The organism is Streptomyces sp. NPDC002588, from assembly GCF_040295925.1.
Lineage (GTDB): Bacteria > Actinomycetota > Actinomycetes > Streptomycetales > Streptomycetaceae > Streptomyces.
On sequence record NZ_JBEOWF010000004.1, the window covers coordinates 33492 to 59275 of the forward strand.

A 25784-nucleotide genomic window follows, 5' to 3' on the forward strand; every position below is an offset into this window, starting at 1 on the left:
GAGGGGCAGTTGAGGGGGCACTAACCCTGCCCCGTCCGCTCGTGAAAGGACTGCCACCGTGGCTTCCGGCCCCCTCCCCCTCACGCTGGCCAATCTCCTGCTCAGGCCCGGATTCGGGTCCCGCCGCACCCCCGACCGCGCCTTCGACCGCCTGGCCGCACAAGCGGGACCGGCGGACGCCGAGTTCACCGCCGAGTTCCGGTTCCTGCTCCGCCACTGGGCCCGGGACGAGCGCCTCACCCCGGTCGGCTGGTGGTCGGCGCAGGGCCATGTGCGCCGGCACCTGGCCAACCGCGCCCGGATCCGGCGGCTGATCGCCGAGCACCCGGAGATCGTCCGGGAGCCCGTCGAGCGGCCGGTGTTCGTCGTCGGTCTCCCGCGCACCGCCACCACCCTCACCCACGGTGTGCTGTCCCTGTCCGAGCAGCACCGATGTCCCCGCTTGTGGGAACTGCTGACGCCGGACCTGGAGGGGACGCCCGAGCAGCGGAAGAAGGCGGTCACGGCCGCGCGGACGATGGTCGGCGCGATCAACCTGTTCTCCCCGCGCTACCGCGACATCCACCCGATGACGGCGGAGGGCCCCGACGAGTGCACCTTCGCCCTCCCGCACACGATCATGCCGCTGTCCCAGGCCCGCATCCCCGAGTACCAGGCGCGGCACTACGCACGGGACTTCACCGCCGACTACGCCTATCTGAAGCAGATCTACCAGGTCCTGCAGTACGGCCGCCCGCGCCGCCGCTGGGTGCTGAAGTCCCCGCTGCACACCGAGAACCTCGAGGCGCTGCTCTCCGTCTTCCCCGACGCGACGATCGTGTGGACGCACCGCGATCCGGCCGCCGTCGTGCCGTCGTTCTGCAGCCTGATCGAGCACGGCATGGCCATCACCCTGCGCCCGCTGGACCTCCACGAGCTCGGCGCCACCTGGCTGGAGCTGCTGAGCCGGTCCATGACGCGGGGCCTCGCCGCCCGCGCCTGGATCCCCCCGGAGGCGCTGATCGACGTCCCGTACTCCTGGCTCGGCTCCGACCCGGCGTCCGGCGCCCCCAAGCTCTACGCCGCCGTCGGCGCCCGCTGGACCGACGCCGACGCGGCCCGGCTCCCCGAGGTGGCCTCCCGCCCCAAGGGCACCCGGCCGCACCGCTACGACCTGGCCCGTTACGGCCTGACCCGCTCGGACGTCGACACGGCTTTCGCCGACTACAACGCGTTGCGGGCCGAGGTCGACCGCGCGTAGGCGCACCGGCCGGCCTCGGCCCGGACGTCAGCTGCTGCTCACCGTCTCGCTGTTGGTCTGGAAGTCGAGGCCGCCGGACGACGAGGTGATCTCGAAGCCGAACTGCACGTCTCCGATGGTCTCGTTGCCGAACCAGCCCTTCGTGTCCTTGATCCACTTCAGGATCGGGAGGATGTCCACGGTGCCGGAGGTGGAGTTCGAGGTGCGCACGAAGGAGAAGACGTCGTTGGCGCCGTTGTTGCCCTTGTAGACGGTCCAGGTGTGACCGCCGAGCGTCAGGTTCCCCTGCGAGGTGCCGAGGGGGCCGACGGCTCCGGTCTTGTTGACCCAGAGCATGATCTCGTAGTCGTAGTCGGTGTCCCAGATGTCGTACGACGTGTTGTACGCGCCGGAGGACGGGACGGTGACGTTGTAGCTGCCGGTCAGCGAACCGAGCGAGGTGATCGTCTTGTTGATCACCTTCTTGGAGTTGGGGTAGGACTTGATGCCGCCGGTGTTGGGGTGGTTGGCCCAGACGCCCCAGTTGGTACCGGAGTTGGCCCAGAAGCACTGGGTTCCGGCGCCGGAGCCCCAGATGTTGTTGTAGAGGGTGTAGCCGTTCAGGCTGGTGTTGCCGTACTGCTCGCAGGAGCTCCAGACGGCCGCCGAGGCGGGGGCGGCGGCGAGGCCGACGGTGGCGCCGAGCGCGAGGGCGGGGGCGAGCAGGGCCTTGCCGACCCTGCTGAGCGTGCGTGTTGCCATGGTGTCCCTTCCATGGGTGGGGGGGAGGTGGTCGGGCTACCGCGGCCCCAGGGTGAGGACGCGGTCTTCTCCGGCGACGAGGTCGAGCGGCTCCGCGTCGCCGGCGGAAGTCCGGAGTTCGATGCGGTGGGTGCGGGTGGGCCGGATGACCGCCGTGGCGCCTTCGGGGCCCCAGGCGAGGTCGATTCCGGCGCCGAACCGGGTGCGGATGCCCCGCAGTTCACCCGCCGGCAGCGCGGGCGGGAGTGCGGGGAACAGCACCAGCCGGCCGGGCGTGGAGTGGACGAGCGCCTCGATCAGCACGGCCGGCAGGGTGTGGGCGGCGTCCGCGTTGTAGACGTCGCGGTGGGGGTAGTGGGCGCTCATCAGGGAGGCGTGGAAGAAGTCCCCGTCGAGGACCTGGGAGAGGGCGTGGGCGACGCGGTCGCCGTCCCGCAGCCGGGCCGCGATGAGGGCGTGGTGGAGGTGGCCGTGCGCGGAGTCGTTCTCTGCGCCGCGCAGTTCGAGGGCCTGGTGGGCGGCGGCGGCGAGGGCCGGGGTGTCGTGGGGGTTGATCTCGTCGAGCGGCCAGACGCCGTAGAGGTGGCTCAGGTGGCGGTGGTCGTAGGTGTCCTCGAGGCCGGGCCAGGCCCATTCGGCGAGGGCGCCGTCGGCGTTGATCCGGTGCGGCGGGAGGCGGTCGGCGAGGGCGCGCCAGCGGTCGGCGTCCGGGCCCGGGTGGTAGTCGGCCGCCGTGCGCAGGGCGTGCCGGGCGGCCGAGAGGTCCATGGCCGCGTTGAGGGTGCCCCACCCGGCGTTCGCGGGGCGGTTCTCCGGCGAGTAGGAGGGGACGACGACCAGGTGGCCGTCCGCGTCCGTGCGGGTGAGGAAGTCCTCGTAGAACAGGGCGACTTCGGCGAGGGCGGCGGTGGTGCGCGGGTCGCGGGCGCCGCGGGCCTCGTCGTGGTCGACGAGGGGCTTCAGCAGCCAGTCGGCTCCGGCGGTCCACAGGTGCAGCGGGTATTCGCGGCTGAAGTGGTACGTCAGCCCGGACTCGCCGTCGGTGTGCGCGGGCGCGACCACGCCCCGGGCGCCGAAGACCGCACTGGCGTTCTCCCGCCAGTCGTCGAGCTGACGGTGGATCAGGGATGCGAGGGCGTCGGTCGCCTCGGGCAGGGCGGCGGCCGTGGCGGAGGCGGTCTGGAGGTTGACGTTGGCGTCGTTGGTGAACGCGCCGGACCAGGCGGTGTCCCAGTCGCCGGTCCACAGGCCGGTCAGCCGGGGCGGGTTGAGGCCGGCGGAGGAGAGCAGGTGGTAGCGGCCGGCGGCGAAGAGGCGTTCCAGGAGGGCCGCGCTGCGGGGCCGCTCGAGCAACTCCGAGCCGGGGAGGGCGCGTTCGGCGGGGTCGGCGTGGAGGTCGAGGGTGACGCGGTCGTAGGCGGTGCGGTGGAGGGCGAGGTGGCGGTCGAGGAGGTCGTCGTAGCGGTGCGGCAGGTCGGTGAGGGCGCGCTGCTCCTCGGCCACGTCGAGTTCGCCGGTGTGGCGGCGGACCCGGGTGAGCAGGAGCACGGACCGTGCGCCGGTGATCCGTACACCGGGGAGGCTGAGCTCCGTCCGGCCGCCGGTGACCACGACGAGGGTGACGCCGGTGTACGCGCGGTCGCTGTCGGGGTAGCGGGCGCGCAGGGTGAGCAGGGCGCCGTGCGGGGTGAGGACGGCGCCGTGGCCGACGGCGAGGCCGGCGGGTGCGCCGGGGAGCCGGTGGTCCAGGGAGATGTCCAGGTCGGGGGTGGTGACCTGCTGGACGATCACGTCGTCGGCGCGGGAGACGAAGACCCGGCTGGTCCAGTCGGTGCGGCAGGCGGTGGTCTCGCCGGTGGTGAAGTCGACGCAGCGGCGGTAGCCGTGCGCCGGCTCGGCGGGCGGCGTGCTGCGCAGTCGTGTCTGGAAGGCCGGGTGGAAGGGCTGGACCCACTGGAGGGGGCGGTGGTCTGTGAAGTCCTCGGCGGCGGTGGGCTCTCCGGCCAGCAACCGGTCCTGGAGGGAGCGGAGTCCGGCGGCGAGTCGCGGCGGGCGGGCGTGCTCGGAGCCGTTGGGACGGACCAGGGTGTGGTGGGTGACGATGACACGGTCGTCGTTCGGATCGCCGAACGCGAGGGTGCCGTGCCGGCCGTTGCCGCTGAGGAAGGCGTCCTCCCAGCGGGTGGCGGGGCGGGGTTCCCAGGTGCCGTGGATGGTGTTCATGGGCGCAACACCACCACGCCGTGGCGGCCGAGGGTGACCCGGCCGGTGATCTTGTCGCCGGTGAGCAGGTCGGTGTGGGTGCCCGGCACGTCCACGGTCACCGGCTCGCGGCCGTGGTGCAGGAGGAAGAGCAGTTCGCCCCGCCGTACGGCCTCGACCGTCCGCGGGAGGTCTTCGAGGACGGGCCGTGCGCCGGCGTCCGCCGCGACGCGGGCGAGCAGGGCGCGCAGGGCGTCGGGTTCGGGGAGCGTCGAGACGTACCAGGCGCGGTCCCGGCGCAGCACGGCGGGCAGCCCGTCGAGTTCGCCGCCCCGGTAGGCGGCCTCGACCGTGGCCCCCTCGGCCGGCTCGATCTCCTCCGACCAGAGGGTCCCGCGCAGGCCGTCGGCCTCGACGGTCTCCCCCGCCTCCAGCGGCCACCACTCGTGCAGCACGTCGATGCCGAACAGCTCGCGCAGGCGCGGATCCATGCCGCCGGGGCGGACGCGGTCGTCCTCGTCGGCGATGCCGGTGAGGAAGCCGGAGACGAGGGTGCCGCCCGCGCTCACGTAGGCGACGAGGTTGTCGATCGCGGCGTCCGTCATCGCGTACAACTGCGGGACGACGACCAGTCCGTAGCGGGTGAGGTCGTGCTCCGGGTGCGCGAAGTCGGTGGTGAGGTGGGCTTCCCAGAGGGCGCGGTGCCAGGAGTGGAGCACGGCCGGGTGGTCGACGTGCGCGGAGGGGCGGCCGTCCTGGGCGCCGGCCCACCAGGCGTGCCAGTCGTGCAGGACCGCGATGTCCGCCTGGATATGAGTGCCCGTCACTTCACCGCCGATGGCGACGAGTTCGGCACCCAGTTGCTTGACCTCCTGGAAGGTACGCCCCCGCTCTCCCGCGTGGCCGACCATCCCGGAGTGGAACTTCTCGGCGCCCTGGCGGGACTGGCGCCACTGGAAGTAGCAGACGGCGTCCGCGCCGCGGGCGACGGCCTGGAGGGACCAGAGGCGATTGAGTCCACGGGGCTTGGCGTGGTTCACGCCGCGCCAGTTGACGGGACCGGCGGCCTGCTCCATCAGCATCCAGGGGCCGCGCGCCTGGGAGCGGGTCAGGTCCTGGACCAGAGCGCCGTGCTGGGGGCCGAGGGGGTCGCGCGGATCGGGGTAGAGGTCGACGGAGACGACGTCCTCCTCCTCGGCCCAGCGCCAGGCGTCCTGGCCGAAGAACAGTGGCATGAAGTTGGTGGTGACCGGGATGTGCGGGGTGTGCCGGGCGACGATGTCCCGCTCGGCGGTGTAGCACTCCAGGAGCATGTCGGAGGTGAAGCGCCGGAAGTCCAGCAGCTGGGTGGGGTTGCGCAGGTAGTGCGGGGTGCGTGGCGGGAGGACGGTGTCCCAGCTGTCGTAGCCCTGGCTCCAGAACGCGGTTCCCCAGGCGGAGTTGAGGGCGTCGAGGGTGCCGTACCTCGCGCGCAGCCAGCGTCGGAAGCGGGCGGCCGCCTCGTCCCCGTGGTCGGCCGTGCAGTACTCGTTGTTGATGTGCCACATGGTGAGGGCGGGGTGCCCGGCGTAACGGCCGGCCAGTTCCTCGGTGATGACGGCGGCGTGGCTGCGGTAGGCGGAGCTGGAGTGGGAGAAGTGCTGGCGGCCGCCCCACCACTCGATCCGGCCGTCCTCGGTGCGGGGCAGGGAGTCGGGGTGGAGACGGCCGAGCCAGGGTGGCGGGGAGGAGGTGGGGGTGGCGAGGACCACCCCGATGCCGTTCTGGTGCATCAGGTCCATCAGCCGGTCCAGCCAGCCGAACTCCCGTGCCCCGGGCCGGGGTTCGAGTTTCGACCAGGAGAAGACGCCGAGGGTGACGGAGTTGACGCCGGCGTCGCGCATCAGCCGGACGTCCTCGTGCCAGGTCTCCTCGGGCCACTGTTCGGGGTTGTAGTCGCCGCCGAACAGGATGCGGCCGCGGGTGGCGTCCCCCAGGTTCGGCATTACACAGGCTCCCCGTACTGGATGCCCCGGCCGTTGGTGGCGATGTAGACGCGGCCGTAGCGGCGCGGGTCGGCGGCGATGGTCGCGCCGATCCAGCCCCACTGGTGCCGGTCGTCGTTGATCCGCACCCAGCTCTTCGCACCGTCGTCGGAGCGGTACACGGCGGTGATCGCCTCCGTCGAGCCGACCTGGTAGACCGCCGGGTAGTCGGCGCCGTCGGCGGCCCTGCCGAAGGCGAGGGTGTACGACGCCCAGCAACTGGTCAGCTTGGTGAAGGTCGCCCCGCCGTCGGTGGACCGGTACAGGCCGTTCCACTTGGTGCTCAGCCACAGGTCGCCGGAGCGTCCCGGGGCCGCGGCCAGCTGGAACTGGCTGTCGCCGGCGGGCAGTCCGCTCGCGCGGCCGGTGAAGGTGAGACCACCGTCGGTGCTGGCGTACAGGGTTCCGGTGTCGGTGTCGTACGCGTAGAAGCGGGTCGGGTCGGCCGGGTCGGCGAGCGGGGTGGCGCCCTTGGGGAAGGAGGCGACCTCGGACCAGGTCGCGCCGTTGTCCGTGGAGCGCTGGGCGGGGTACTTGGTGCCGTCCCAGTGCACGAAGGTCCACAGCAGCACACTGCCGTCGGTGTTGACGGCGATCGGCCCCGGGGCGTCCTTGGCGAGGGCGGGCTGCGCCGCGAAGGGCGCCCAGCTCTTGCCGCCGTCGTGGGAGTAGGCGCCGTTGCCGTGGTCGCCCCAGCCGGTGCGCACGACGTACGACGGTCTGGCCGCCGCCTGGGCGAGACCCGTCGCCGTCCCGAACACCGGGTTCGTCGCCATGCCGCGGGACGGCGAGGCCGTGAACCGCTCGTGGTACATCACGCCGACGTCCCCGAGTCCGCTGATCAGGTGCGCCTGCCCGGTCGGGGGCGAGATCAGCTGACGTACGGAGGTCTCCTCCAGGCCGCGGATCTGCGGCGCCCAGTGCTTCAGGTCGCGGGTGCCGTAGAGGGTGGCGCCGGTGCCGTACACGACGTGCTGCGAGTCGTACGGGTCGACGGCGACGGCCTGGATCCACCAGCCGAACTTGGGCTGGTCGCCGCCGAAGGTGAGGAACGGGGTCTCGGACACGTCGAGGACCGCCGAGTCCTTCAGCGACGTCCAGGTGCGGCCGCCGTTCGTGGTCCGGTACAGGGTGTCGACCGCCGACCAGCGGTTGTTGGTGGAGACGACGACGGTGCCGGGGCGGCAGGCGTCCACGGCGACGCCGCCGTAGCCGAAGGTGTCACCGCCGGCGGGCCGGACCGGGGTCACGTCGGTCCACTTGCCGCTGGTGGTAGCCAGCCGGTGCACACTGCCGTCGGACTGCCCGTTGGGACCGGGTGCGTCGGCGTACGTCACGTACAGCTCGCGCGTGTGGCGGTCGTGGGCCGCGCGGACCGGGACCTTGGCGGAGGCGCCGGTGGGCTGCCCGGGTACGGCTTCCCAGGTGGTGCCGTCGGTGGTCCGGTAGAGGTTCGGGGATCCCGCCGTGCCGTCGGAGTCTCCCCAGCCGGCGTAGAGGGTGCGGCCGGCGGCGACGAGGAGCGTGACGCCCTGGCCGGATGCGGTGGGGGTGCCCGGGAAGCCGTCGGCGGCCGCCCAGGTGGCGCCCCGGTCGGTCGACTTGAGGAGCCCGTCGTGCCGCGTCCCCAGCCACAGCGTGTCGCTGTCCCTCGGGTCGACGAGGAGGCGCTCGCCCGTGCCCCGGCCGTCCTCGTTGCCGCCGAGCTTCACGGTGAGGTCGGTGCGGGCCCAGGTGGCGCCGCGGTCCTCGGAGCGCAGGACCGCGCCGTTGCCGGCCCAGGACTGGGCGTAGGTGCCGAGGGCCAGGTAGAGGCGGTCCGGGTGCGCGGGGTCGACGGCGAGGGCCTCCACGCCGAGGAGATTCCAGTCGTCCCAGCCGAGGTGGTCGGTGAGGGGGGTCCATCTCGCGGCTCTGTCGTCCCAGCGGTAGGCGCCGCCGATGTCGGTGCGGGCGTAGGCGAGGCCGCGGACGGCGGGGTGGAAGAGGACGCCGGTGACGAAGCCGGTGCCGCCGATGACGGCGTTGCGCCAGCGGTAGGCGGGGGTGCCGTCGGCGGTGGCTGCGGTTGCCTGCGCGGCGGGGAGGGCGGTGAGCGCGGCGGCTGCCGCGGTGCCGGCGAGGACGGTGCGGCGGGTGACGTGCATGGGGTACCTCGGGGGTCGTGGAAAGTGGACGTGGGGGGGCTGGGCGGGGGGGGTGGGGTATCGCTCGCCGCGCCGGCGGGTGCCGCTGCGCCCACCCGTGCTGCCCTGGGGGTCCCCCCAGGCCCTTGAGGCACTGGGGGAGGCACGACTGCCCGCAGCTACGGAGGGGAATGGGCGTCGGCTACCCCTTCACCGCCCCCGTCAGCATCCCCTTCTTGAAGTGCTTCTGGACGAACGGGGACAGCACGGCCACCGGCAGCAACGCCATCACCATGACCGCCATCTGCACCGCCAGGCCCGACAGTTGGCCCGTCTTGATGGCCTGGCCCAGGCCGACCGGGGCCTCCTGCTTCTGGACCAGTTGGATCATGACGTTCTGCAGCGGCATCATGTCCTGGTCGTTGAGGTACAGCGACGCGTTGAACCATGCGCTCCAGTAGCCGACGGCGTAGAACAGCGTGATGACGGCGAGCACCGCCCTCGACAGGGGCATCACGATCTGCCACAGGATCCGGAAGTCGCCCGCCCCGTCGATCCGCGCGCTGTCTGTCAGTTCCTGCGAGATGTCCATGAAGAAGCCGCGCAGCACCAGGATGTTGAACACGCTGATCGCGCTGGGGAGGATCAGGGCGAGGTACGTGTCCGTCAGGCCGAGCGACTGCACCAGCAGGTAGGTCGGGATCAGGCCCGCGCTGAAGAACATCGTCGCCAGCAGGACCAGCAGGATCCAGCGGTGCCCGAGCGAACCCGTGCGGGAGAGGCCGTAGGCGCACAGGACGGACACGCTCATCGAGAAGAGCGTGCCGACGAGGGTGATCAGCACGCTGATCACCGCCGCCCGCGTCACCTGTCCGCCGCTCAGCAACTCCTTGTAGGCGACGAAGGTGATGCCCTTGGGGATCATCACCAGACCGCCCGCCCGGTCGATGGTCCGCCGCGAGGAGAGGCTGGTGACGACGACGATCCAGATGGGGAAGAGGATGCCGAGGCAGGCCAGGGAGAGGACGAGACCCTTGCCGGCGAGACCGGCCTTGCCGGGCTCCTCCTCCCAGGCCGACCGGGGAGGAGCCGACCAGCGGCCGGGCCTTTCGGGCGCCACCTTGTCGAGGACCGTACTCACTTCTTGTACACCCCCTGCTCGCCCATCAGATGGGCCACCTTGTTCGCGGCGAGGACCAGCCCGAGGCTGACGACGCCCTTGATCAGACCGGCGGCGGCCGCGTATCCGAAGTCCTGGTTGCGCACGCCGTTCCACCAGACGAAGGTGTCGAGGACCTCCGCCGCGCCGGGTCCCACGGCGTCGCGTTGCAGCAGGATCTGTTCGAAGCCGACCGTCAGCGCGTCCCCGACCCGCAGCACCAGCAGGAGCGCGATCACCGGCCGCAGGGCGGGAAGCGTCACATGCCACATGCGGCGCAGGCGCCCGGCCCCGTCCATCGCCGCGGCCTCGTACAGGTCCGTGGGGACGGAGGACAGCGCGGCGAGGAAGACGATGATCCCCCAGCCGGCGTCCTTCCACACGCTCTCCGCGGTCACCAGGAACTTGAAGGTTCCCGGGTCGGTCATGATGTCGAGGCCGTCGTAGCCGTGCTGGCGCAGGAGCTGCGACAGGATGCCCGCGCCGCCGAACAACTGCTGGAAGACCGCGATGACCAGCACCCAGGAAAAGAAGTGCGGCAGGTACAGGATCGCCTGGGAGAGTGCCCGCACCCTCGGTCTGACCACGCTGTTGATCACCAGGGCGAGCGCGATGGGGATCGGGAAGTACAGCAGCAGCTGGAGGAAGAACAGGACCAGCGTGTTCCGCACCGCGCCCCAGAACGCCGAGTCCGCGAAGATGCGCTGGAAGTTCTCCAGGCCCACCCAGGGGCTGTGCAGCATCGAGACGATGCCGTTGTCGCTGATGTACGGGTCGTAGTCCTGGAACGCGACGATGTTGCCCAGGATCGGCAGGTAGTTGAAGACCAGGAGCAGCACGACGGCCGGCAGGGTCATGAGGAGCAGGACCCGGTCCCGTCTGAACCGGATCCGCAGGCCCACCTTCCCGGCGGGCTTCTCCTCCCGGGAGCCGGTGGCGCCGCCGGACGCCACCGGGGTCTTCGCCGGCTCGGCTGTCGTCTCCGCCCCGCTGCGAGGCACCGTGCTGTGGGACACGGCCGTTCTCCTTGCCTCGCCGCCGGTCAGCTCGCCGCCGTGCCGTTGTCGTCGAGCAGCTTCTGGTACCAGTCGCGCAGCTTGTCGCCGCCCTTGCTCTTCCAGTCGGACACGGCCTGCTGCATGTCGCTGATCTTCTTGCGGCCCCGGGTGATGTCGTCCTCGAGCTGCTCGAAATTGTCGGAGAGGTTGGTCCAGCGGGCCGGCTCGGTGATCTGCATGCCGTAGAAGGAGGACTTCTTGGTGAAGGAGCCCATCCGCTGCTGCCACTCGACCTGCGCCTTGGCGACCTCCGGGAAGTCGGGGTGCGCAAGGGTGGCGGCGGGGCTCGCGACCATGACGTACGCGTTCAGCACCTCGTTGTTGCCCTGGTCGGTCTTGACCGGGACGCCGTCCTTGACGGTGTAGTGGGTGCCCTCCACACCGTAGTTGGTCATCATGTACTCCTTGGTGCCGTACGGCGCGGCGGTGACGTTGGCGACGGCCAGCACGTCACGGACGACCGACTCGGACGCCTTCTTGTTGACGAAGGCGAAGATCCCGGCCGGCTGTTCGGCCCACAGGGTCGGGTCGCCGCCGTCGTGGCCGTAGACGTCCATGCCCCAGATCTTGAACTCGGGGTTCTGGGTGGCCTGTTCGGCGGTGCGGCTCCACCACTGGCTGATGTTGTTGGAGTAGATCAGGAACTCGCCCGCCGCGAACTTGGGGCCGGGGTCGGGGGCCGTCTTGCCCAGCTTGCCGTCGGGGTGCACCACTCCGGCGGCGAAGAGCTTGCGGGTCCACTCCAGCGCCTCGAGGTATTCGTCGGTCTCGACGCGGTTGACGAGCTTGCCGTCGACGAGGTTCCAGCCGAGCGGCTTCTCGCTGCCGGAGAGCACGCCGAACATCTGCCAGGCGGTCCACTTCATGTCCAGGCAGGCCCACCGCTTGGCCTTGGCGTTGGTGATCTCCTTGGCCAGGGCCAGGAACTCGTCCGCCGAGCGGGGTGTCTCGTACCCCTCCTTGTCGAAGATGTCCTTGCGGTAGAGGGGCACGATGCCGGTCACGTACGACTGGGGCATCGGCAGGCCGCGCAGCTTGCCGCCGAAGATGGAGCGCTGCCAGGCGTCGGTGGGGATCGCGGCGAGGTTCGGGTACTCCTTGACGGCGTCGCCGGACAGGTAGGGGCCCAGGTCGGCGAACTTGCTGATGATCGCGCTGGGTATCCGTCCGGTCATGTTCCAGCCCGGGACGACCACCACGTCCGGTACGTCGCTGGAGGCGAGGACCGCGCCGAGCTTCTGGTCGTAGGTGTTGCCGTCCTGGTTCTGCCAGACGACGTCGACGCCGATGAGGTCGTTCATCCCCGTGTAGTAGGCGTTGTCTGACTTGGGCGGGGAGCCCCAGAACGGCGACATGATCGTGACCTTGCCGCCCTTGCCCAGCTTCTTCGGCACCGAGGTCTTCAGCGTCGCCAGATTCAGCTTGCTGGTGAAGCCGATCGGGGAGCCGTTCTTCGACGGGATGTCGGGCGTCACCACGTTGGAGGCGACGAACGCCGGCAGGATCTTCTTGGCGTCCTTGCCCGAGGTGGTGCCGTCGCGCGAACCGCTGTCCGTGCCGCCGCAGGCGGCGAGCAGCGGCATCCCTCCCGCCACCGCTGCGGTGGCGACCGCCGTGGAGGCGAGGAAGCTTCTCCGGCTGGGGCCGGAGGAGCCCGAGGAGGCGGAAGCGGCGTTCGGCGTCATTGCGTCAACCCTTCATGGCGCACCAGGACACCCGGCGGTGGCCGTCGGCTGCGGTGTCTCGAGTGGAACTGGCTGAGCTGAAGCGATCCCCCGACCCTCCGACCCGTGTCAGGGACCCGTGTCACGACACTTTCCGGTCGATCTCAGTCGAAGCGCTTCGATGTTGCTGCGAGGTTAAGTGAACACCCGGGGGTGCACAAGGGCCGCTTCCAAGATTCCTCCGAGGTATGGGGGGTGACCTGTTCTTATGCCCTGCTTGAAATAACCGTGAGCTTCCCTTGACACCCACCCCCGCGTCGAATGAGCATCGAAGCGCTTCGAAAGCGTTCCCCCGCTCCATCGCAAAGGGATCCCCACGTGACCGCACCCACGCCGCACACGCCGCCTTTCCGCGATCCGCATCTGCCGATCGCGAAGCGCATCGACGATCTGCTGTCGCGCCTGACCCTGGACGAGAAGGTCTCCTTCCTGCACCAGTTCGCCCCGGCCGTCGAGCGGCTCGGCATCGCCGCGTTCCGCACCGGCCAGGAGGCTCTGCACGGCGTCGCGTGGATGGGTCCGGCGACGGTGTTCCCGCAGGCCGTGGGGCTGGGCGCGACCTGGAACCCGGAGCTCGTGCGGCGGGTCGGCGAGGCGGTGTCCAAGGAGGTCCGGGCGATGCACGCCCGCGACGAGCGGGTGGGGCTGAACGTCTGGTCGCCGACGGTGAACCTGTTGCGGCACCCGCTGTGGGGCCGTAACGAGGAGGGCTACTCGGAGGACCCGAAGCTGACCTCCGCCATCGCCACGGCGTACACGCAGGGCCTGCGCGGCGAGCATCCGACGTACTGGCGCACCGCGCCCGTCCTCAAGCACTGGCTGGCGCACAACAACGAGACCGGCCGGGACGTCACGTCGTCGTCGGTCCGGCCGCGTGTGCTGCACGAGTACGACCTGCGGGCCTTCCGCGAGACCGTCGAGGCGGGCGCGGTGGCCGGGGTGATGCCCGCCTACAACCTGGTCAACGGCCGCCCCAACCACGTCTCCCCGTATCTGCGCGAGCACCTGCGGGCCTGGACGGAGGACGAGCTGCTGGTCTGTTCGGACGCGGGGGCGCCCTCCAACCTGGTCGACTCCGAGCACTACTTCGACACGCACGAGGAGGCGACGGCGGCCGCGCTCCAGGCCGGCGTCGACAGCTTCACCGACCACGGCACGGACGGCTCGAAGATCACCGCCCGGGTCGAGGGCGCCTTGGAACAGGGTCTGCTGACCGAGGCGGACATCGACGCGGCGGTCCGCCGACAGCTCTCGGTCCGCTTCCGTCTCGGCGAGTTCGACCCGCTCTACGACCCGCACGCGGGCACCGGCGAGTTCGACACCCCGGCCCACCGGGTGCTCGCCGGGGAGGCCGCCGAGCAGGCGATCGTGCTGCTGCGCAACGACGGAGTGCTGCCGCTGGCCGCCGACACCCGCGTCGCGGTGGTGGGTCTGCTCGCCGACGAGTGCAAGCTCGACTGGTACAGCGGCACCCTGATCCATCGCTCCACTCCCCTGGAGGGGCTGTACGAGCGGTTCGGCGCGGACCGGGTGGAGTTCGCGGAGGGGGTGGACCGCGTCCTGCTGAAGACGTCCTCGGGAGCCTTCGTGAAGGTCCCGCCCGCCCCCGAGGCGCCCGACGAGACGCGCGGCGCCGCCGGCGCCCTCGACCCGGCGCTGCTCGCGGGCCGCACCGACCTGCCGCCGCTGACCACGGACAGCACCGGCACCGAGCTCGCGCTCGTCGACTGGGGCGAGGGAGTGCTCACCCTCCGCGCCCCGGACGGCCGCTATCTCTCCGTCGCCGAGGACGGCTTCCTGCGCGCCTCGGCCGATCAGCCGGGCGGCTGGGTGGTCCAGGAGACGTTCCGCCTGGAACCCCATCAGAACGGTCACCTCCTACGGCACCTGGGAACGGGGCGTCCCGTCTGTGTCGCCGCCGACGGCGTCAAGGTTGCCGAGGAGGGTCCCGAGGCACCCGATGTGTTCCAGCCGATCGTCGTCGAACGCGCCGAGGACGCGGTGGCCCGGGTCACGGCCGAGGCGGACGTGGTCGTGGTCGTGGCGGGCAACGACCCGCACATCAACGGCCGGGAGACCGAGGACCGTACGACCCTGCGGCTGCCCGCCCACCAGGAGCGGATCCTGTCGGCGGCCCGGGCCTCGGGCCGGCGCACGGTGCTGGCGCTGGTGTCGGCGTACCCGTACGCGATCGAGCCGGGCCGGCTCGGCGCGGTGCTGTGGACGGCCCACGGCGGGCAGGCGGCGGGCACGGCCCTCGCGCGCGTCCTCGCCGGCGACGTCTCCCCGGCCGGGCGCCTCCCGCAGACCTGGTACGCCGACGACGCCGATCTGCCCGACCTGCTCGACTACGACGTGATCGGCGCCCGCCAGACGTACCTGTACTTCGAGGGCCGGCCCCTGTTCCCCTTCGGCCACGGCCTGTCGTACACCTCCTTCTCGTACGCCGGCCTGACGGTGGAGACCGGCGCCGAGCGGGCGCGGATCTCCTGCACGGTCACCAACACCGGGGACACGGCCGCCGACGAGGTCGTCCAGCTCTACACCCGTGCCGTGGACCCCTCCGTCACGCGTCCGCGCCGCGAGCTGCTCGACCACCGCCGCTTCGGACTCGCACCGGGCGAGACGGCGGCCGTCGTCTTCGAGGTTCCGCTGTCCGCGTTCGCGTTCTGGGACGTGGCGCGGGGCGGCTGGTGGCTGGAGCCGGGGCCGTACGACCTGCTGATCGGCGGGTCGAGCGAGGACATCCGGCTGCGCGGGACCGTCGTGCTCGACGGCGGCCCGGCTGTGGCGCGCCCGGCCCACCGGAGCGGGCTGGCCCCGGCCGACTACGACGAGCAGAGCGGTACGGAGATCGTCGACCGGACGAAGGTGTCGGGCGACGCGGTGACGCCCGTCGCCGGGAACTCGGGCGAACTGGTCTACCGGGCCTGCGACTTCGGCTCCGGCACCACAGGTGTGACGGTGCGGGTGGCCGGCGCGGGCGCGGTCGAACTGTCCCTGGGCGGCGGCCCGGTCACGGCCACCCTGACGGTCGGCTCGCCCACGGCAGGGCCGTACGACTACGTCGAGGTCGCCGCGCCTTTCACCGCCGCCGGCGTCCACGATCTGCGCATCGGACTGCGCGGTCCGCTGCGGCTCGCGCACGTCGGCTTCTCCGGTTGAGGGTCCGGAAGAAGCCGCACGGAGAAGGGGCCCGGCACCGGAAGGCATCGGTGCCGGGCCCCTTCGGAGGCTGGATGAAAATGGTCACCATCAACTAGAGCGCGAGGCCGGTCAGGACCAGCACCCGCTCGTACGTGTAGTCGTCCATCGCGAACTTCACGCCCTCCCGGCCGACCCCCGACTGCTTGGCGCCGCCGTACGGCATCTGGTCGGCGCGGTAGGACGGCACGTCGCCGATGACCACGCCGCCGACCTCCAGCGCGCGGTGGGCGCGGAAGGCGACCTGGACGTCATGGGTGAACACGCCCGCCTGGAGGCCGTACTTGGAGGAGTTGACGGCCGCGAAGGCCTCGGCCTCGCCCTCCGTGCGCTGCACGGTGAGGACCGGTCCGAAGACCTCCTCGCAGGCGATCTTGGTGTCGGCCGGTACGCCGGTGAGGACGGTCGGCGCGTAGGAGGCGCCGTCACGCTTGCCGCCGGCGAGGAGCCGCGCCCCGGCCGCGACGGCCTCGTCCACCCAGGTCTCGACCCGCTTGGCCGCGTCCTCGCTGACCAGCGGGCCGACATCGGTCTCGTCGTCGGACGGATCGCCGGTGACCTGGGCCTCCACGGCCGCGACGATGCGTGGCAGGAGACGGTCGTACACCGAGGCGTCCGCGATCACCCGCTGCACCGAGATGCAGGACTGGCCGCCCTGGTAGTTGGAGAAGGTGGCGATGCGGGTGGCGGCCCAGTCGAGGTCGGCGTCGGACGCGTAGTCGCCCAGGACGACGGCCGCGCCGTTGCCGCCCAGCTCCAGGGTGCAGTGCTTGCGCGGCACCGAGTCCATGATCGCGTAGCCGACCTTCTCGGAGCCGGTGAAGGAGATGACCGGCAGCCGCTCGTCCTGGACCAGGGCGGGCATGCGGTCGTTGGCGACCGGCAGGATCGACCAGGAACCGGCCGGCAGGTCCGTCTCGGCCAGCAGGTCGCCGATGATCAGTCCGGACAGCGGGGTGGCGGGGGCCGGCTTGAGGATGATCGGCGCGCCCGCCGCGATCGCCGGAGCGATCTTGTGGGCGCACAGGTTCAGCGGGAAGTTGAACGGCGCGATGCCGAGGACGACCCCCTTCGGGAAGCGACGGGTCAGCGCCAGGCGGCCCTGGCCGCCCGCGTCGGTGTCGAGCCGCTGGACCTCGCCGCCGTTGAACCGCCTGGCCTCCTCGGCGGCGAGACGGAAGACGGAGACGGCCCGGCCGACCTCGCCGCGCGCCCACTTGACCGGCTTGCCGTTCTCGGCGGAGATCAGCCGGGCGATCTCCTCGGTGCGCTCGGCGAGCCGCTTGCTGACGTGGTCGAGGGCGGCGGCCCGGACGTGGGCCGGGGTCGCGGCGAACTCCTCGCGCACCGCGTAGGCGGCGGCCACGGCCTCCTCGACCTGCGCGTCCGTCGGCACACCGACCTTGCCGACGAGGCGCCCGTCCCACGGGGAGGTGACATCGAAGCTGTCCTCGCCGGCGGCCTGGCGGCCGGCGAGCCAGAAGGCGTGAGTGGAGGTCATGTCGGGCTTACCGGCCTTCCGAATCGGAGCGGGGCTTGTGTGGTCCACGGTAGGTGCGGGACGGCACGGGGACGTTTGTCCGAGTCGTACGGGTGGACGCCCCCGGTACTACGATTCGGCGCGGTCGGCGCCGGCTCTGCGCAGGAACAGCCGCAGCCCGCCGAGCAGCACGGCGCACAGACACCAGCTGGCCGCCACGTCCAGCGGCCAGTGGTAGCCGCGCCGGACCAGCCCGTACGACACGGCGAGGACGAGGACCCCCGCCGCGGCCACGGCCAGCCGCCGGGCGAGGACCGTGCCGAGCCACGGCAGCAGGACCAGCGCGGCGGAGCCGTAGGCGACGGCCGCCGTCGCGGTGTGTCCTGAGGGGTAGTAGCCGGTGGCGGGCGGCACGACGGGCGTACCGGGCCGGTCGGTCCACTCCTTCAGGGGTACGACGATCATCGGCACCAGTGTCATCAGCAGGAACGCGGCGACGGGCGGCAGCCACCAGCGCGGCCGGGACGCCGCCTGGCCCCGGAGCGCCACGAACACCGCGACCACCACCAGCACGGGCACCGCGACCTGCACATCACCCAGGTCGGACAGCAGCTCGGAGAGCCGGTCGGGGTGGACCAGGGCGCGGCTGAGGCGGTCGTCCAGCCGCAGCAGGGGGCCGTCGACGGCGACCTGCCAGGTGATCAGCGCGAAGAGCAGCGCGGGCAGCCCGAAAAGGAAGGAAAGAGGGAGGGGAAGGGGCCGCGGCCGCGCCTCGCCGGGGACGGCAGGCGCGAGGGGTCCCCCCTCTCCCGGCCCGCTCTCGCTGCTCTGCTCGGACCGCTGGTCGGGGCTGGTCGACATGGGACACAGCCTCTCAGGCCCGGCCCGCTCCCCGGCACCGGACGCCCCCGTCCGGGCGACACGACCGGACGGGGCGGACGGCCGGCGGCCGGGTCAGGCGTGCGGGCCGCGGCTGCCGCGGCGGCGGGACGCGGCGGACGAGGACCGGAGGCGGGCCATCCTGCGCAGCCGCCGCGACGTCACCCTTCGGCCGAGTCCCTTGAGCCTCCTGCGGACGCGCCGCTCGAGGCCCCGCGGGCGCCGTTCCTCCGCCACGGAGGTGATCTCCAGGCTGAGGTTGCCGTACGCGGTGAAGTACGGCTTGACCTCCAGACCCCCGCTGCCGCCTCCGACGGCCGGGGCCATGCCCTCCGCCTTGCGGGCGCCGTATCGGCGCCGGGTGCTCAGGCCACGGGTGCGGACGTCGAGGTAGACGTCCCACACCCCCGGTGTCAGCGGTTCGCCGTACGGGGCCCTGGTGATGTCGATGTCGGCGGTGAAGCCAGCGCCCTTCGGCAGCCCCGGCGCGGCGGCCGGCGCCACGGGGACCCGTACCTCGCGGCCGCCGGAGCGGGCTATCAGCACCACCTCGGTGGCCGGATCCCGCAGGGGAACCCCCTCGATGAGACCGTGTCCGCGCAGTCGCAGCACGCCGCGCCGCCCGGCCCGCCGCCACTCCACCGCGTCCAGCCGGTCGTCCTGGCGCAGGTCGTCGGTGACGTCGTAGCAGGAGTCGGGGATGCCGGCCCGCTCGTCGCGGAAGTACGGGTAGGCGGCGTAGGCACGGCCGGCGTCCACCACGATGTCGTGCGGGGGCCGGTGCCCGTCGCGCTCCGCCGTCAGGAAGTCGATGACGGCGACCAGCTCGCGGCGCAGTCCGTGCCGTGCGCAGTGGGCGAAGACGCGGAGCGGGGCGCTCAGCCCGGCCTCCAGCTCCGGAGTGAGCCAGGCGTCCACGTACTTCTTGGCGATCGCCATGGCCTTGAGCTGTTCGTCCTCCGTCAGCCGCGGGAAACGCCAGGAGAAGGAGTCCAGCAGGCCGCCGCGGAACGTCCGCGACAAGGCGGCCTGGCGCACGGGACCGGGTTCGCTGAGCTCACCGATCGCGGTCATGATGCGCCGGGCGACCTCGAATCGTTTCATCACGTCGGTGTAGTTGCTGGTGATGTTGCCGTTGTCGTCGCGGCCCACCTTGTAGTAGCAGTCCTCGTCGGCGACGACGGAGATCACGGAGGCCTGCAGGTAGGCCTTGGTGACGAAGAGGCGGTCCTCGCCGACCCGGATGTCCTCGTCGAAGCGCAGCTTCCGCTCCAACAGGAACGAGCGACGGAAGAGCTTGTGCGGGGTCAGGGCGTACCAGACGCGGGAGGTGGCCAGATCGACGACCTCCTGGTTGGCGTCGAACATGGACCGGGGTACGACGCAGTCCACGCCGACGTACTTGCCGAGCACCACGTCGGAATCGTTGCGTTCGGCCATGTCGGTCATCCGGCGCAGGGCGCCGGGGCCGAGGTGGTCGTCGGCGTCGAGGAAGAAGACGTAGCGGCCCCGGGCCAGGCCGATCGCCCGGTTGCGCGGCCCGCTCGGACCGCCGGAATTGGGCTGGTGGACGACGCGCACCAGGTCGGGATGCGCTGCGGCGAAGCGGTCGAGTTCCTCGCCGGTGCCGTCGGTGGAGCCGTCGTCCACGGCCAGGCACTCGAAGGTGTGGGCGCCCGGCTCCTGCTGGACGACCGACTCGAGACAGCGGGTCAGATACGGCATCGCGTTGTACGCGCCGATGACGACGGTGACGGTTGGATTTGACACCAATTCCCCCCCAGGAACGGTTCATGACAACTTGTCACCATTCTTACCCTTTTCTCACCGAGTTCACAAAGAGTTCAACTTCCTCTTGCGTTCCCTCGGTTGATTTCCGGCCACGCCGGTGCTCGGGCACAAAGAAAGACCCCGGACACAGGTCCGGGGTTGTACGCCGAGTAAGAAAATTCACGAGGCCGAGCAAGGAGGTCGGCCACCCCGGAACAGGGGGGGTGGTTCCGGGGTGGCCGTCCGGATCGGAACGCCGGCCGCCCCGGGGGGTTTGGGGCGGGCGACCGTCCGATCGGTGAGGAGATCCGGATCCCTGGGGTTCCGGTTGTGTGCGCGAAGCACGACCAGGTCGAAGCTGGGGAGGCCCCGGCCTGGGATCACCCACAGTCCCCTGTGGGTGGGTGTATCTCTCATCTGGAAAGAACCTACGGCAGCCGCGGACGGCGCGACAGACGGAATCGCGTCCCGCCATGCACCTCGCACACCTTCTTCACACGGCCTGCCTCAGGTAGGAGAGACCTGTGTGTCAGATGCCTGTGAAGGCCTGCTCGATGATGTCGAGCCCCTCGTTCAGCAGGTCCTCGCCGATCACCAGCGGCGGCAGGAACCGCAGCACGTTGCCGTAGGTGCCACAGGTCAGGACCAGCAGGCCCTCCTGGTGGCAGGCCTTCGCGAGCGCGGCGGTCGCCTCCGGGTTCGGCTCCTTCGTCGTACGGTCCTTGACCAGCTCGATGGCGATCATCGCGCCGCGGCCCCGCACGTCACCGATGACCTCGAACTTCTCCGCCATGGCGGTGAGCCGGGCCTTCATGACCGCCTCGATGCTCTTCGCCCTCGCGTTGAGGTCGAGCTCCTTCATCGTCTCGATCGAGCCGAGCGCGCCGGCGCAGGCCACCGGGTTGCCGCCGTAGGTACCGCCCAGACCGCCCGCGTGGGCGGCGTCCATGATCTCGGCACGGCCGGTGACGGCGGCCAGCGGAAGTCCGCCCGCGATGCCCTTGGCGGTGGTGATCAGGTCCGGGACGATGCCCTCGTCCTCGCAGGCGAACCACTGGCCGGTGCGGCAGAAGCCGGACTGGATCTCGTCGGCGACGAAGACGATGCCGTGGTCGGCGGCGAACTTGCTCAGGGCGGGCAGGAAGCCCTTGGCCGGCTCGATGAAGCCGCCCTCGCCGAGCACCGGCTCGATGATGATCGCGGCCACGTTGTCCGGGCCGACCTGCTTGGTGATCTGGTCGATGGCCTGCGCGGCGGCCTCCGGGCCGGCGTTCTGCGGGCCGGTCGGCCAGCGGTAGCCGTAGGCGAGGGGCATGCGGTAGACCTCGGGCGCGAACGGCCCGAAGCCGTGCTTGTACGGCATGTTCTTCGAGGTCAGCGCCATTGTGAGGTTCGTACGGCCGTGGTAGCCGTGGTCGAAGACGACGACAGCCTGGCGCCTGGTGTACGCGCGGGCGATCTTCACCGCGTTCTCGACGGCCTCCGCGCCGCTGTTGAACAGCGCGGACTTCTTGGCGTGGTCACCCGGAGTGAGCTCGGCGAGGGCCTCGGCGACCTCCACATAGCCCTCGTAGGGGGTGACCATGAAACAGGTGTGGGTGAAGTCGGCGAGCTGCGCGGAGGCCCGGCGGACGACGGCCTCCGCGGAGGCGCCGACCGAGGTCACGGCGATGCCGGAGCCGAAGTCGATCAGCCGGTTGCCGTCGACGTCCTCGATGATGCCGCCGCCCGCCCGCGCGGTGAACACCGGCAGCACGGAGCCCACGCCCTGCGCGACCGCGGCGGTGCGGCGGGCCTGCAGCTCCTGCGACTTCGGGCCGGGGATGGCGGTGACGATCCGGCGCTCCTGCGGAAGGGCGGTCATGACGGGCTCCTGGGTCTTTTCCGGCGTTCTGCGGACGCTTTCCTTCTTTTCTCGCAGGCTAGGACGGGGAACGGAGGGTCGGCATGCTCCATGTGGGCGGTGTCCGTCGGGCCGCTTGTCCGCCGTGGACATAGCGGTCCGCGGACCGGTCCTCGCAGGCCCGCCGCGTAAGCGGTGAACTCCCCTTGCGGGCGGGTTAGATTGACCGCTGACGGTGGGACGGAACGGCTGGTCAGGGGGCAAGGGCGATGGACAGCGACGGGACGCACGACGTGCGGGGTACGCATGCGGATCCTGTGCCGCGTCCGGCGGGGCCGCCGAAGCTGCCGCCACGGCCCGCGGCCCCGCCCGTGTCGGCCGTGGGCAGCTGGCTCAACGAACCCCGGCCCGCCGCGAAGCCCGGGATCTGGCGCTTCGGCTACCGGCTGCCGAAGGGGGCCCGGCCGGACGGGCGGCTCGCGCCGGTCACGGTGGTCGGGATGCTGGTACCGCTGGTGGTGGCGCTCGTGCTGTGGTCGCTGTGGCGGCGCGGCAGCCTGCCGTACCAGTTCACGCTGCTGCGGCTGTTCACCCCCGACGGCTGGTGGTGGGGCGGCACGATCGCCTCCCCTAAGACCATGGAGGGCGCCGAGGCCCGGGTGGTCTACGACGGCGTCTTCTTCGCGGTCCTCCTCTACGCCATGGGCCGGCTGGGCAGCTGGCCGGACGCCCTGCGGCACTTCGTCGGCCGGCGTCCGCAGCCCGCCCGCGCCCTGCTCGCCCTGCTGTGCGCGCTGGCCGCCCTGAGCTTCGTCTTCCCCGACGCCTTCGGGGTCGGCTGGGACGCGCTGCCGGTCGTCGACCCGCTGTTCTCACTGATCGTCCTGATCTCCGGCAGCTACGAGCTGTTCGCCTCCGTCCTGTTCACGGACTCGCTGTACGCGGTGGTCACCGCGCTGGTGGTGTGGCCCTTCGCCAAGGCCGGCGACTGGTGGGGGTACACGAAGGAGCGACTCACCGCCCGCAAGGTCCCGGCCGCCGCCGCCCCCGCCGCCGCGCGGCCGCCCGCCGAGTGGCCCGAGCTGCGGGAGGCCGGGCAGTACGAGGCCGCCGAGCTGCTGACCGCGGAGGTGGCCGCCGAACGGATGAACGACGTGGACTGCGCCCGGGTGCGCCGGGCGTGGACGGTGGGCCTGCCCGACTTCCGGGAGACCGTGCTGCGCCAGGGCGCCGCCGCCTGGACCCACCCCTCCGGCGCCCGCGACCTGCCCCGGCGCACCGCCCGGCACGACCTGCTCACCGGGCAGGTGCGCATCGGCCGCTGGGTGGCCGCCGAGCGCACCCCGCTCACCCATCACGACGCGGGCGCCGCGCTCGGCCCGGACCTCCTCGCCACCTCGCTGCTCGCGGTCGGCCCGTCCGGCTCGGGCAAGACCCGCACGCTGCTCGAACCGCTCACGGAGGCGCTCGCCCTGCAGGCGCTGACCGGCGGCTGCGCGGTCGTCGCGGTGTCCTCGCCCGGCGGCCCCCCGCTCGGCGCCGACTCCTCCTTCGACGTGGTCGTCCGGATCGGCGACCCGTCCTCGGTGTACGACCTGGATCCCTACGCCGAGTCCGAGGACCCCGACGAGGCGGCCGCGATCCTCGCCGAGGCGCTCGCCGGCGACCTCGACACGGTGAGCGCGCAGGGCGCGGCCACCGCGCTCGCCCAGCTCCTCGGCCCCTACCGGGCCGCGCACGACCGCTTCCCGGCCCTGCCCGAGCTGCGGGAACTGCTCGAGGGTGAGCCGGAGGCGCTGGGCGCGCTGCGGGCGGCGGTGGCCGGGGACGAGGTCATGCGCCGCGAGCTGGAGGCGCGGATCCGGCAGACGGGCACGCCGGGCGACCCCGGCCGCGTCCTCGCCGACCGGCTCGCGCTGCTGAACCGGCCGGTGTTCGACGGGTTCTTCGGCGTGGGCGGCGACTCGCACCGGGCGTTCTCGCTGCGCGCCGTCGCCCACCATCCGCTGCGGGTCCGCGTCGACCTGCCCGAGCGGGGCCACGAGGAGGCGGCCCGGCTGATCACCCGGCTGGTCCTCGCCCAGTTCCACACGGTCGTCCGGGAGGGGCGGCGCGACCACTTCGCCTGTCTGGTGCTGGACGACGCGACGGGCACGGTGACCGCCGGCTCGATGCGCCGGATCCAGCGGCTGCGCTCGCAGAACGCCGGGGTGGTGCTCGCCCTGCGCACGGTCGCGGACGTGCCGGAGGCGCTGCACGGCCCGCTGTACGGGGCCGTGGGCTGCCGGATGGCGTTCTCCGGGATCACCACCTGGGACGGCAGCCGGTTCGCGCAGACCTGGGGCACCGAGTGGGTGGAGACCACGGAGGTCGCCAAGCACACCGTCTTCGCCGACCAGCCGATGACCCGCGCCATCCACGCCCTGCGCAAGCTGGTCACGGGCAAGGCGGTGACCACGGACGCGGTGACCGTGCGCCAGGTGGAGCGGGAGCGGTGGTCGGCGTCCCAGCTGGCGCACGAGGTGCCGCCGGGGCATGCGGTGCTGTCCCTGACGAGCGTCGACGGCGAGCACGGGCCGCCGCTGCTGGTCGACCTCAGGGGCTGAACGGGGCGCACGGGGTCACTCCGGTGAGGCAGAATCGACCCAGGCCGTTCATACGCCGTGGCCAAAGGATCACTCCCTCGGTCTCCTCCCCGACCTGAAGGTCTCATGCCCCCGACGCTCGCCTCGCTCGTCCACCATTCCGCGCTGAAGCTGACCGTGCGGGCGGGCGAGGACCGCCTGGACGTGCCGGTGCGCTGGGCCCATGCCAGCGAGCTCGCGGACCCGGTGCCGTACATGGAGGGCGGGGAGCTGCTGCTGATCACCGCGCTGAAGCTGGACGCGGAGGACCCCGAGGCCATGCGGCGCTATGTGAAGCGGCTGGCCGGGGCGGGCGTGGTCGGGCTGGGTTTCGCCGTCGGCGTCAACTACGACGAGATCCCCAAGGCGCTCGTCGAGGCGGCCGAGCGGGAGGGCCTGCCGCTTCTCGAGGTGCCGCGCCGCACCCCGTTCCTCGCCATCAGCAAGGCGGTGTCGGCGGCGATCGCGGCCGACCAGTACCGGGCGGTGACGGCCGGGTTCGCGGCCCAGCGGGAACTGACGAAGCAGGCGCTGACGCACGGCCCGGAGGGGCTGCTGTCCGCGCTCGCCTCGCAGGTCGACGGCTGGGCGGCGCTCTACGACGCGTCGGGCGCCGTCGTCGCGGCCGCGCCGGAGTGGGCGGTCCGGCGGGCCGCTCGGCTGACCGAGGAGGTGGAGCGGCTGCGGGAGCGCCCGGCGCCGGCCTCGGCCGTGGTCGGCGGGACGGGGAGCGCAGAGAGCGGCGGGAACGGCAAGGACGGCGAGACCGGCGGGAACGCGGACCGGATCGAGCTGCACACCCTGGGCTCCGGCCGCCGCCCGCGCGCCGCGCTCGCCGTGGGCACGGCCGCGGCCCCGGGTACGGCGGAGCGGTACGCCGTCCATTCGGCGATCGCCCTGCTCACCCTGACGACGGAACGCTCCCGCCCGCTGCACGCGGCGGAGCAGCGCATCGGCGCGGCGGTGCTGCGGATGCTGCTGGCGGGCGAACCGGACCACGCCCGGGCGGTCGCCGGGGATCTGTACGGCGACCTGCTGGACGCACCCTTCCGCGTGATCGTGGCGGAAGCGGAGTCCACCGCCCGGGAGGGTGATCCGCTCGGCGGGCTGACCGAGGTCGTCGAGTCGGCGGCCGCCCGCTCCGGCGAGGCCGTCCTCGCGGTCCCCGAGGGCGAGCGGCTGGTGGTGCTGGCGGCGGACGGGGGCGCCGCGGCCCAGGCGGCGGGCCGGTTCGCGACGACGCTGGAGGGGGCGCGGGCGAACGGCGAGGAGCTCGAGGACGGGGAACTGGTCGCCGGACTGTCCGCGCCGGCCGGGCCGATCGCGGCGGCGGCTGCGTACAAGCAGGCCGAGCAGGCGCTGTCGGTGGCCCGGCGGCGGGGCAGGGTCCTCGTCGAACACGAACAGCTGGCGGCGGGCTCGGTCCTGCCGCTGCTCGCGGACGACGCGGTGAAGGCCTTCGCCGACGGGCTGCTGCGGGCGCTGCACGACCATGACGCGACCGGCCGCGGCGACCTCGTCGCCTCCCTGCGCGCCTGGCTCTCCCGCCACGGCCAGTGGGACGCGGCCGCGGCCGACCTGGGCGTCCACCGCCACACCCTGCGCTACCGGATGCGCCGGGTCGAGGAGATCCTCGGCCGCTCGCTCGACGACCCGGACGTCCGCATGGAACTGTGGCTGGCCCTGAAGGCGACGGCGGCCGATTAGGGT

General features: G+C 72.1%; 15 protein-coding genes. 4 read left to right on the forward strand and 11 right to left on the reverse strand.

The genetic code is table 11. The annotated features are described in order from the left end of the window. Positions 1-58: 58 nt before the first annotated feature. Positions 59-1240 carry a sulfotransferase family protein gene (locus tag ABT057_RS06090; protein WP_352341259.1) on the forward strand — a complete coding sequence of 394 codons (1182 nt, stop codon included), beginning with the start codon at positions 59-61 and terminating at the stop codon, positions 1238-1240. A 27-nt stretch (positions 1241-1267) separates the two neighbouring features. Here the strand turns inward: ABT057_RS06090 and ABT057_RS06095 are convergent, their stop codons facing one another. The 7 genes from ABT057_RS06095 to ABT057_RS06125 form a co-directional block, all read right to left on the reverse strand. Then, positions 1268-1981, reverse strand: coding sequence for a glycoside hydrolase family 12 protein (locus tag ABT057_RS06095; RefSeq protein ID WP_352341260.1), 714 nt, complete (start codon positions 1979-1981; stop codon positions 1268-1270). 36 nt (positions 1982-2017) lie between these two features. Then, on the reverse strand, positions 2018-4204 hold the full coding sequence (locus ABT057_RS06100) for a glycosyl hydrolase family 95 catalytic domain-containing protein (protein WP_352341261.1): 2187 nt from the start codon (positions 4202-4204) through the stop codon (positions 2018-2020). Next, positions 4201-6168 (reverse strand): beta-galactosidase, encoded by a 1968-nt coding sequence (locus tag ABT057_RS06105; RefSeq protein WP_352341262.1) that lies wholly within the window; start codon positions 6166-6168, stop codon positions 4201-4203. The genes ABT057_RS06100 and ABT057_RS06105 overlap by 4 nt, the downstream gene beginning before the upstream one ends. Further along, positions 6168-8354, reverse strand: coding sequence for a WD40/YVTN/BNR-like repeat-containing protein (locus ABT057_RS06110; protein WP_352341263.1), 2187 nt, complete (start codon positions 8352-8354; stop codon positions 6168-6170). The genes ABT057_RS06105 and ABT057_RS06110 overlap by 1 nt, the downstream gene beginning before the upstream one ends. A gap of 181 nt (positions 8355-8535) precedes the next feature. Beyond that, positions 8536-9474, reverse strand: a complete 939-nt coding sequence (locus ABT057_RS06115) for a carbohydrate ABC transporter permease (RefSeq protein WP_352341264.1) — start codon at positions 9472-9474, stop codon at positions 8536-8538. Next, positions 9471-10508, reverse strand: a complete 1038-nt coding sequence (locus ABT057_RS06120; protein ID WP_352341265.1) for an ABC transporter permease — start codon at positions 10506-10508, stop codon at positions 9471-9473. Before ABT057_RS06120 ends, ABT057_RS06115 begins: the two co-directional genes overlap by 4 nt. 26 nt (positions 10509-10534) lie before the next feature. Beyond that, positions 10535-12235: an extracellular solute-binding protein gene (locus tag ABT057_RS06125; protein WP_352341266.1), complete on the reverse strand. Its 1701-nt coding sequence runs from the start codon at positions 12233-12235 to the stop codon at positions 10535-10537. A 357-nt stretch (positions 12236-12592) separates the two neighbouring features. Between ABT057_RS06125 and ABT057_RS06130 the strand changes: the two genes are divergently transcribed. Then, positions 12593-15439 carry a glycoside hydrolase family 3 C-terminal domain-containing protein gene (locus ABT057_RS06130; protein WP_352341267.1) on the forward strand — a complete coding sequence of 949 codons (2847 nt, stop codon included), beginning with the start codon at positions 12593-12595 and terminating at the stop codon, positions 15437-15439. Positions 15440-15533: 94 nt separating this feature from the next. On the opposite strand, the gene ABT057_RS06135 is transcribed toward ABT057_RS06130, so the two are convergent. The 4 genes from ABT057_RS06135 to gabT all read right to left on the reverse strand — a co-directional run bounded on the left by ABT057_RS06135 (position 15534) and on the right by gabT (position 21471). Beyond that, complete coding sequence (locus ABT057_RS06135) at positions 15534-16979, reverse strand: aldehyde dehydrogenase family protein (protein ID WP_352341268.1); 1446 nt, start codon at positions 16977-16979, stop codon at positions 15534-15536. Between the two features lie 108 nt (positions 16980-17087). Next, a complete protein-coding gene (locus ABT057_RS06140) occupies positions 17088-17819 on the reverse strand; it encodes a phosphatase PAP2 family protein (RefSeq protein ID WP_352341269.1) in 732 nt (243 codons plus the stop codon). A 93-nt stretch (positions 17820-17912) separates the two neighbouring features. Continuing rightward, on the reverse strand, positions 17913-19607 hold the full coding sequence (locus ABT057_RS06145) for a glycosyltransferase family 2 protein (protein WP_352341270.1): 1695 nt from the start codon (positions 19605-19607) through the stop codon (positions 17913-17915). A 529-nt stretch (positions 19608-20136) separates the two neighbouring features. Further along, positions 20137-21471 (reverse strand): 4-aminobutyrate--2-oxoglutarate transaminase, encoded by a 1335-nt coding sequence (gene gabT / locus ABT057_RS06155; protein ID WP_352341271.1) that lies wholly within the window; start codon positions 21469-21471, stop codon positions 20137-20139. Positions 21472-21719: 248 nt separating this feature from the next. Here gabT and ABT057_RS06160 point away from each other — a divergent pair, with 248 nt between their 5' ends. Beyond that, positions 21720-24056: an ATP/GTP-binding protein gene (locus ABT057_RS06160; protein ID WP_352341272.1), complete on the forward strand. Its 2337-nt coding sequence runs from the start codon at positions 21720-21722 to the stop codon at positions 24054-24056. Positions 24057-24161: 105 nt separating this feature from the next. Next, positions 24162-25781: a PucR family transcriptional regulator gene (locus tag ABT057_RS06165; RefSeq protein WP_352341273.1), complete on the forward strand. Its 1620-nt coding sequence runs from the start codon at positions 24162-24164 to the stop codon at positions 25779-25781. The last annotated feature ends 3 nt before the right edge of the window (positions 25782-25784 follow it).

Coding starts and splice junctions, on each gene's coding strand:
- ABT057_RS06095 (WP_352341260.1), bottom strand. CDS start 1,981: ATGGCAACACGCACGCTCAGCAGGGTCGGCAAGGCCCTGCTCGCCCCC.
- ABT057_RS06100 (WP_352341261.1), bottom strand. CDS start 4,204: ATGAACACCATCCACGGCACCTGGGAACCCCGCCCCGCCACCCGCTGG.
- ABT057_RS06105 (WP_352341262.1), bottom strand. CDS start 6,168: ATGCCGAACCTGGGGGACGCCACCCGCGGCCGCATCCTGTTCGGCGGC.
- ABT057_RS06110 (WP_352341263.1), bottom strand. CDS start 8,354: ATGCACGTCACCCGCCGCACCGTCCTCGCCGGCACCGCGGCAGCCGCC.
- ABT057_RS06125 (WP_352341266.1), bottom strand. CDS start 12,235: ATGACGCCGAACGCCGCTTCCGCCTCCTCGGGCTCCTCCGGCCCCAGC.
- ABT057_RS06135 (WP_352341268.1), bottom strand. CDS start 16,979: ATGACCTCCACTCACGCCTTCTGGCTCGCCGGCCGCCAGGCCGCCGGC.
- ABT057_RS06140 (WP_352341269.1), bottom strand. CDS start 17,819: ATGTCGACCAGCCCCGACCAGCGGTCCGAGCAGAGCAGCGAGAGCGGG.
- gabT (WP_352341271.1), bottom strand. CDS start 21,471: ATGACCGCCCTTCCGCAGGAGCGCCGGATCGTCACCGCCATCCCCGGC.
- ABT057_RS06160 (WP_352341272.1), top strand. CDS start 21,720: ATGGACAGCGACGGGACGCACGACGTGCGGGGTACGCATGCGGATCCT.
- ABT057_RS06165 (WP_352341273.1), top strand. CDS start 24,162: ATGCCCCCGACGCTCGCCTCGCTCGTCCACCATTCCGCGCTGAAGCTG.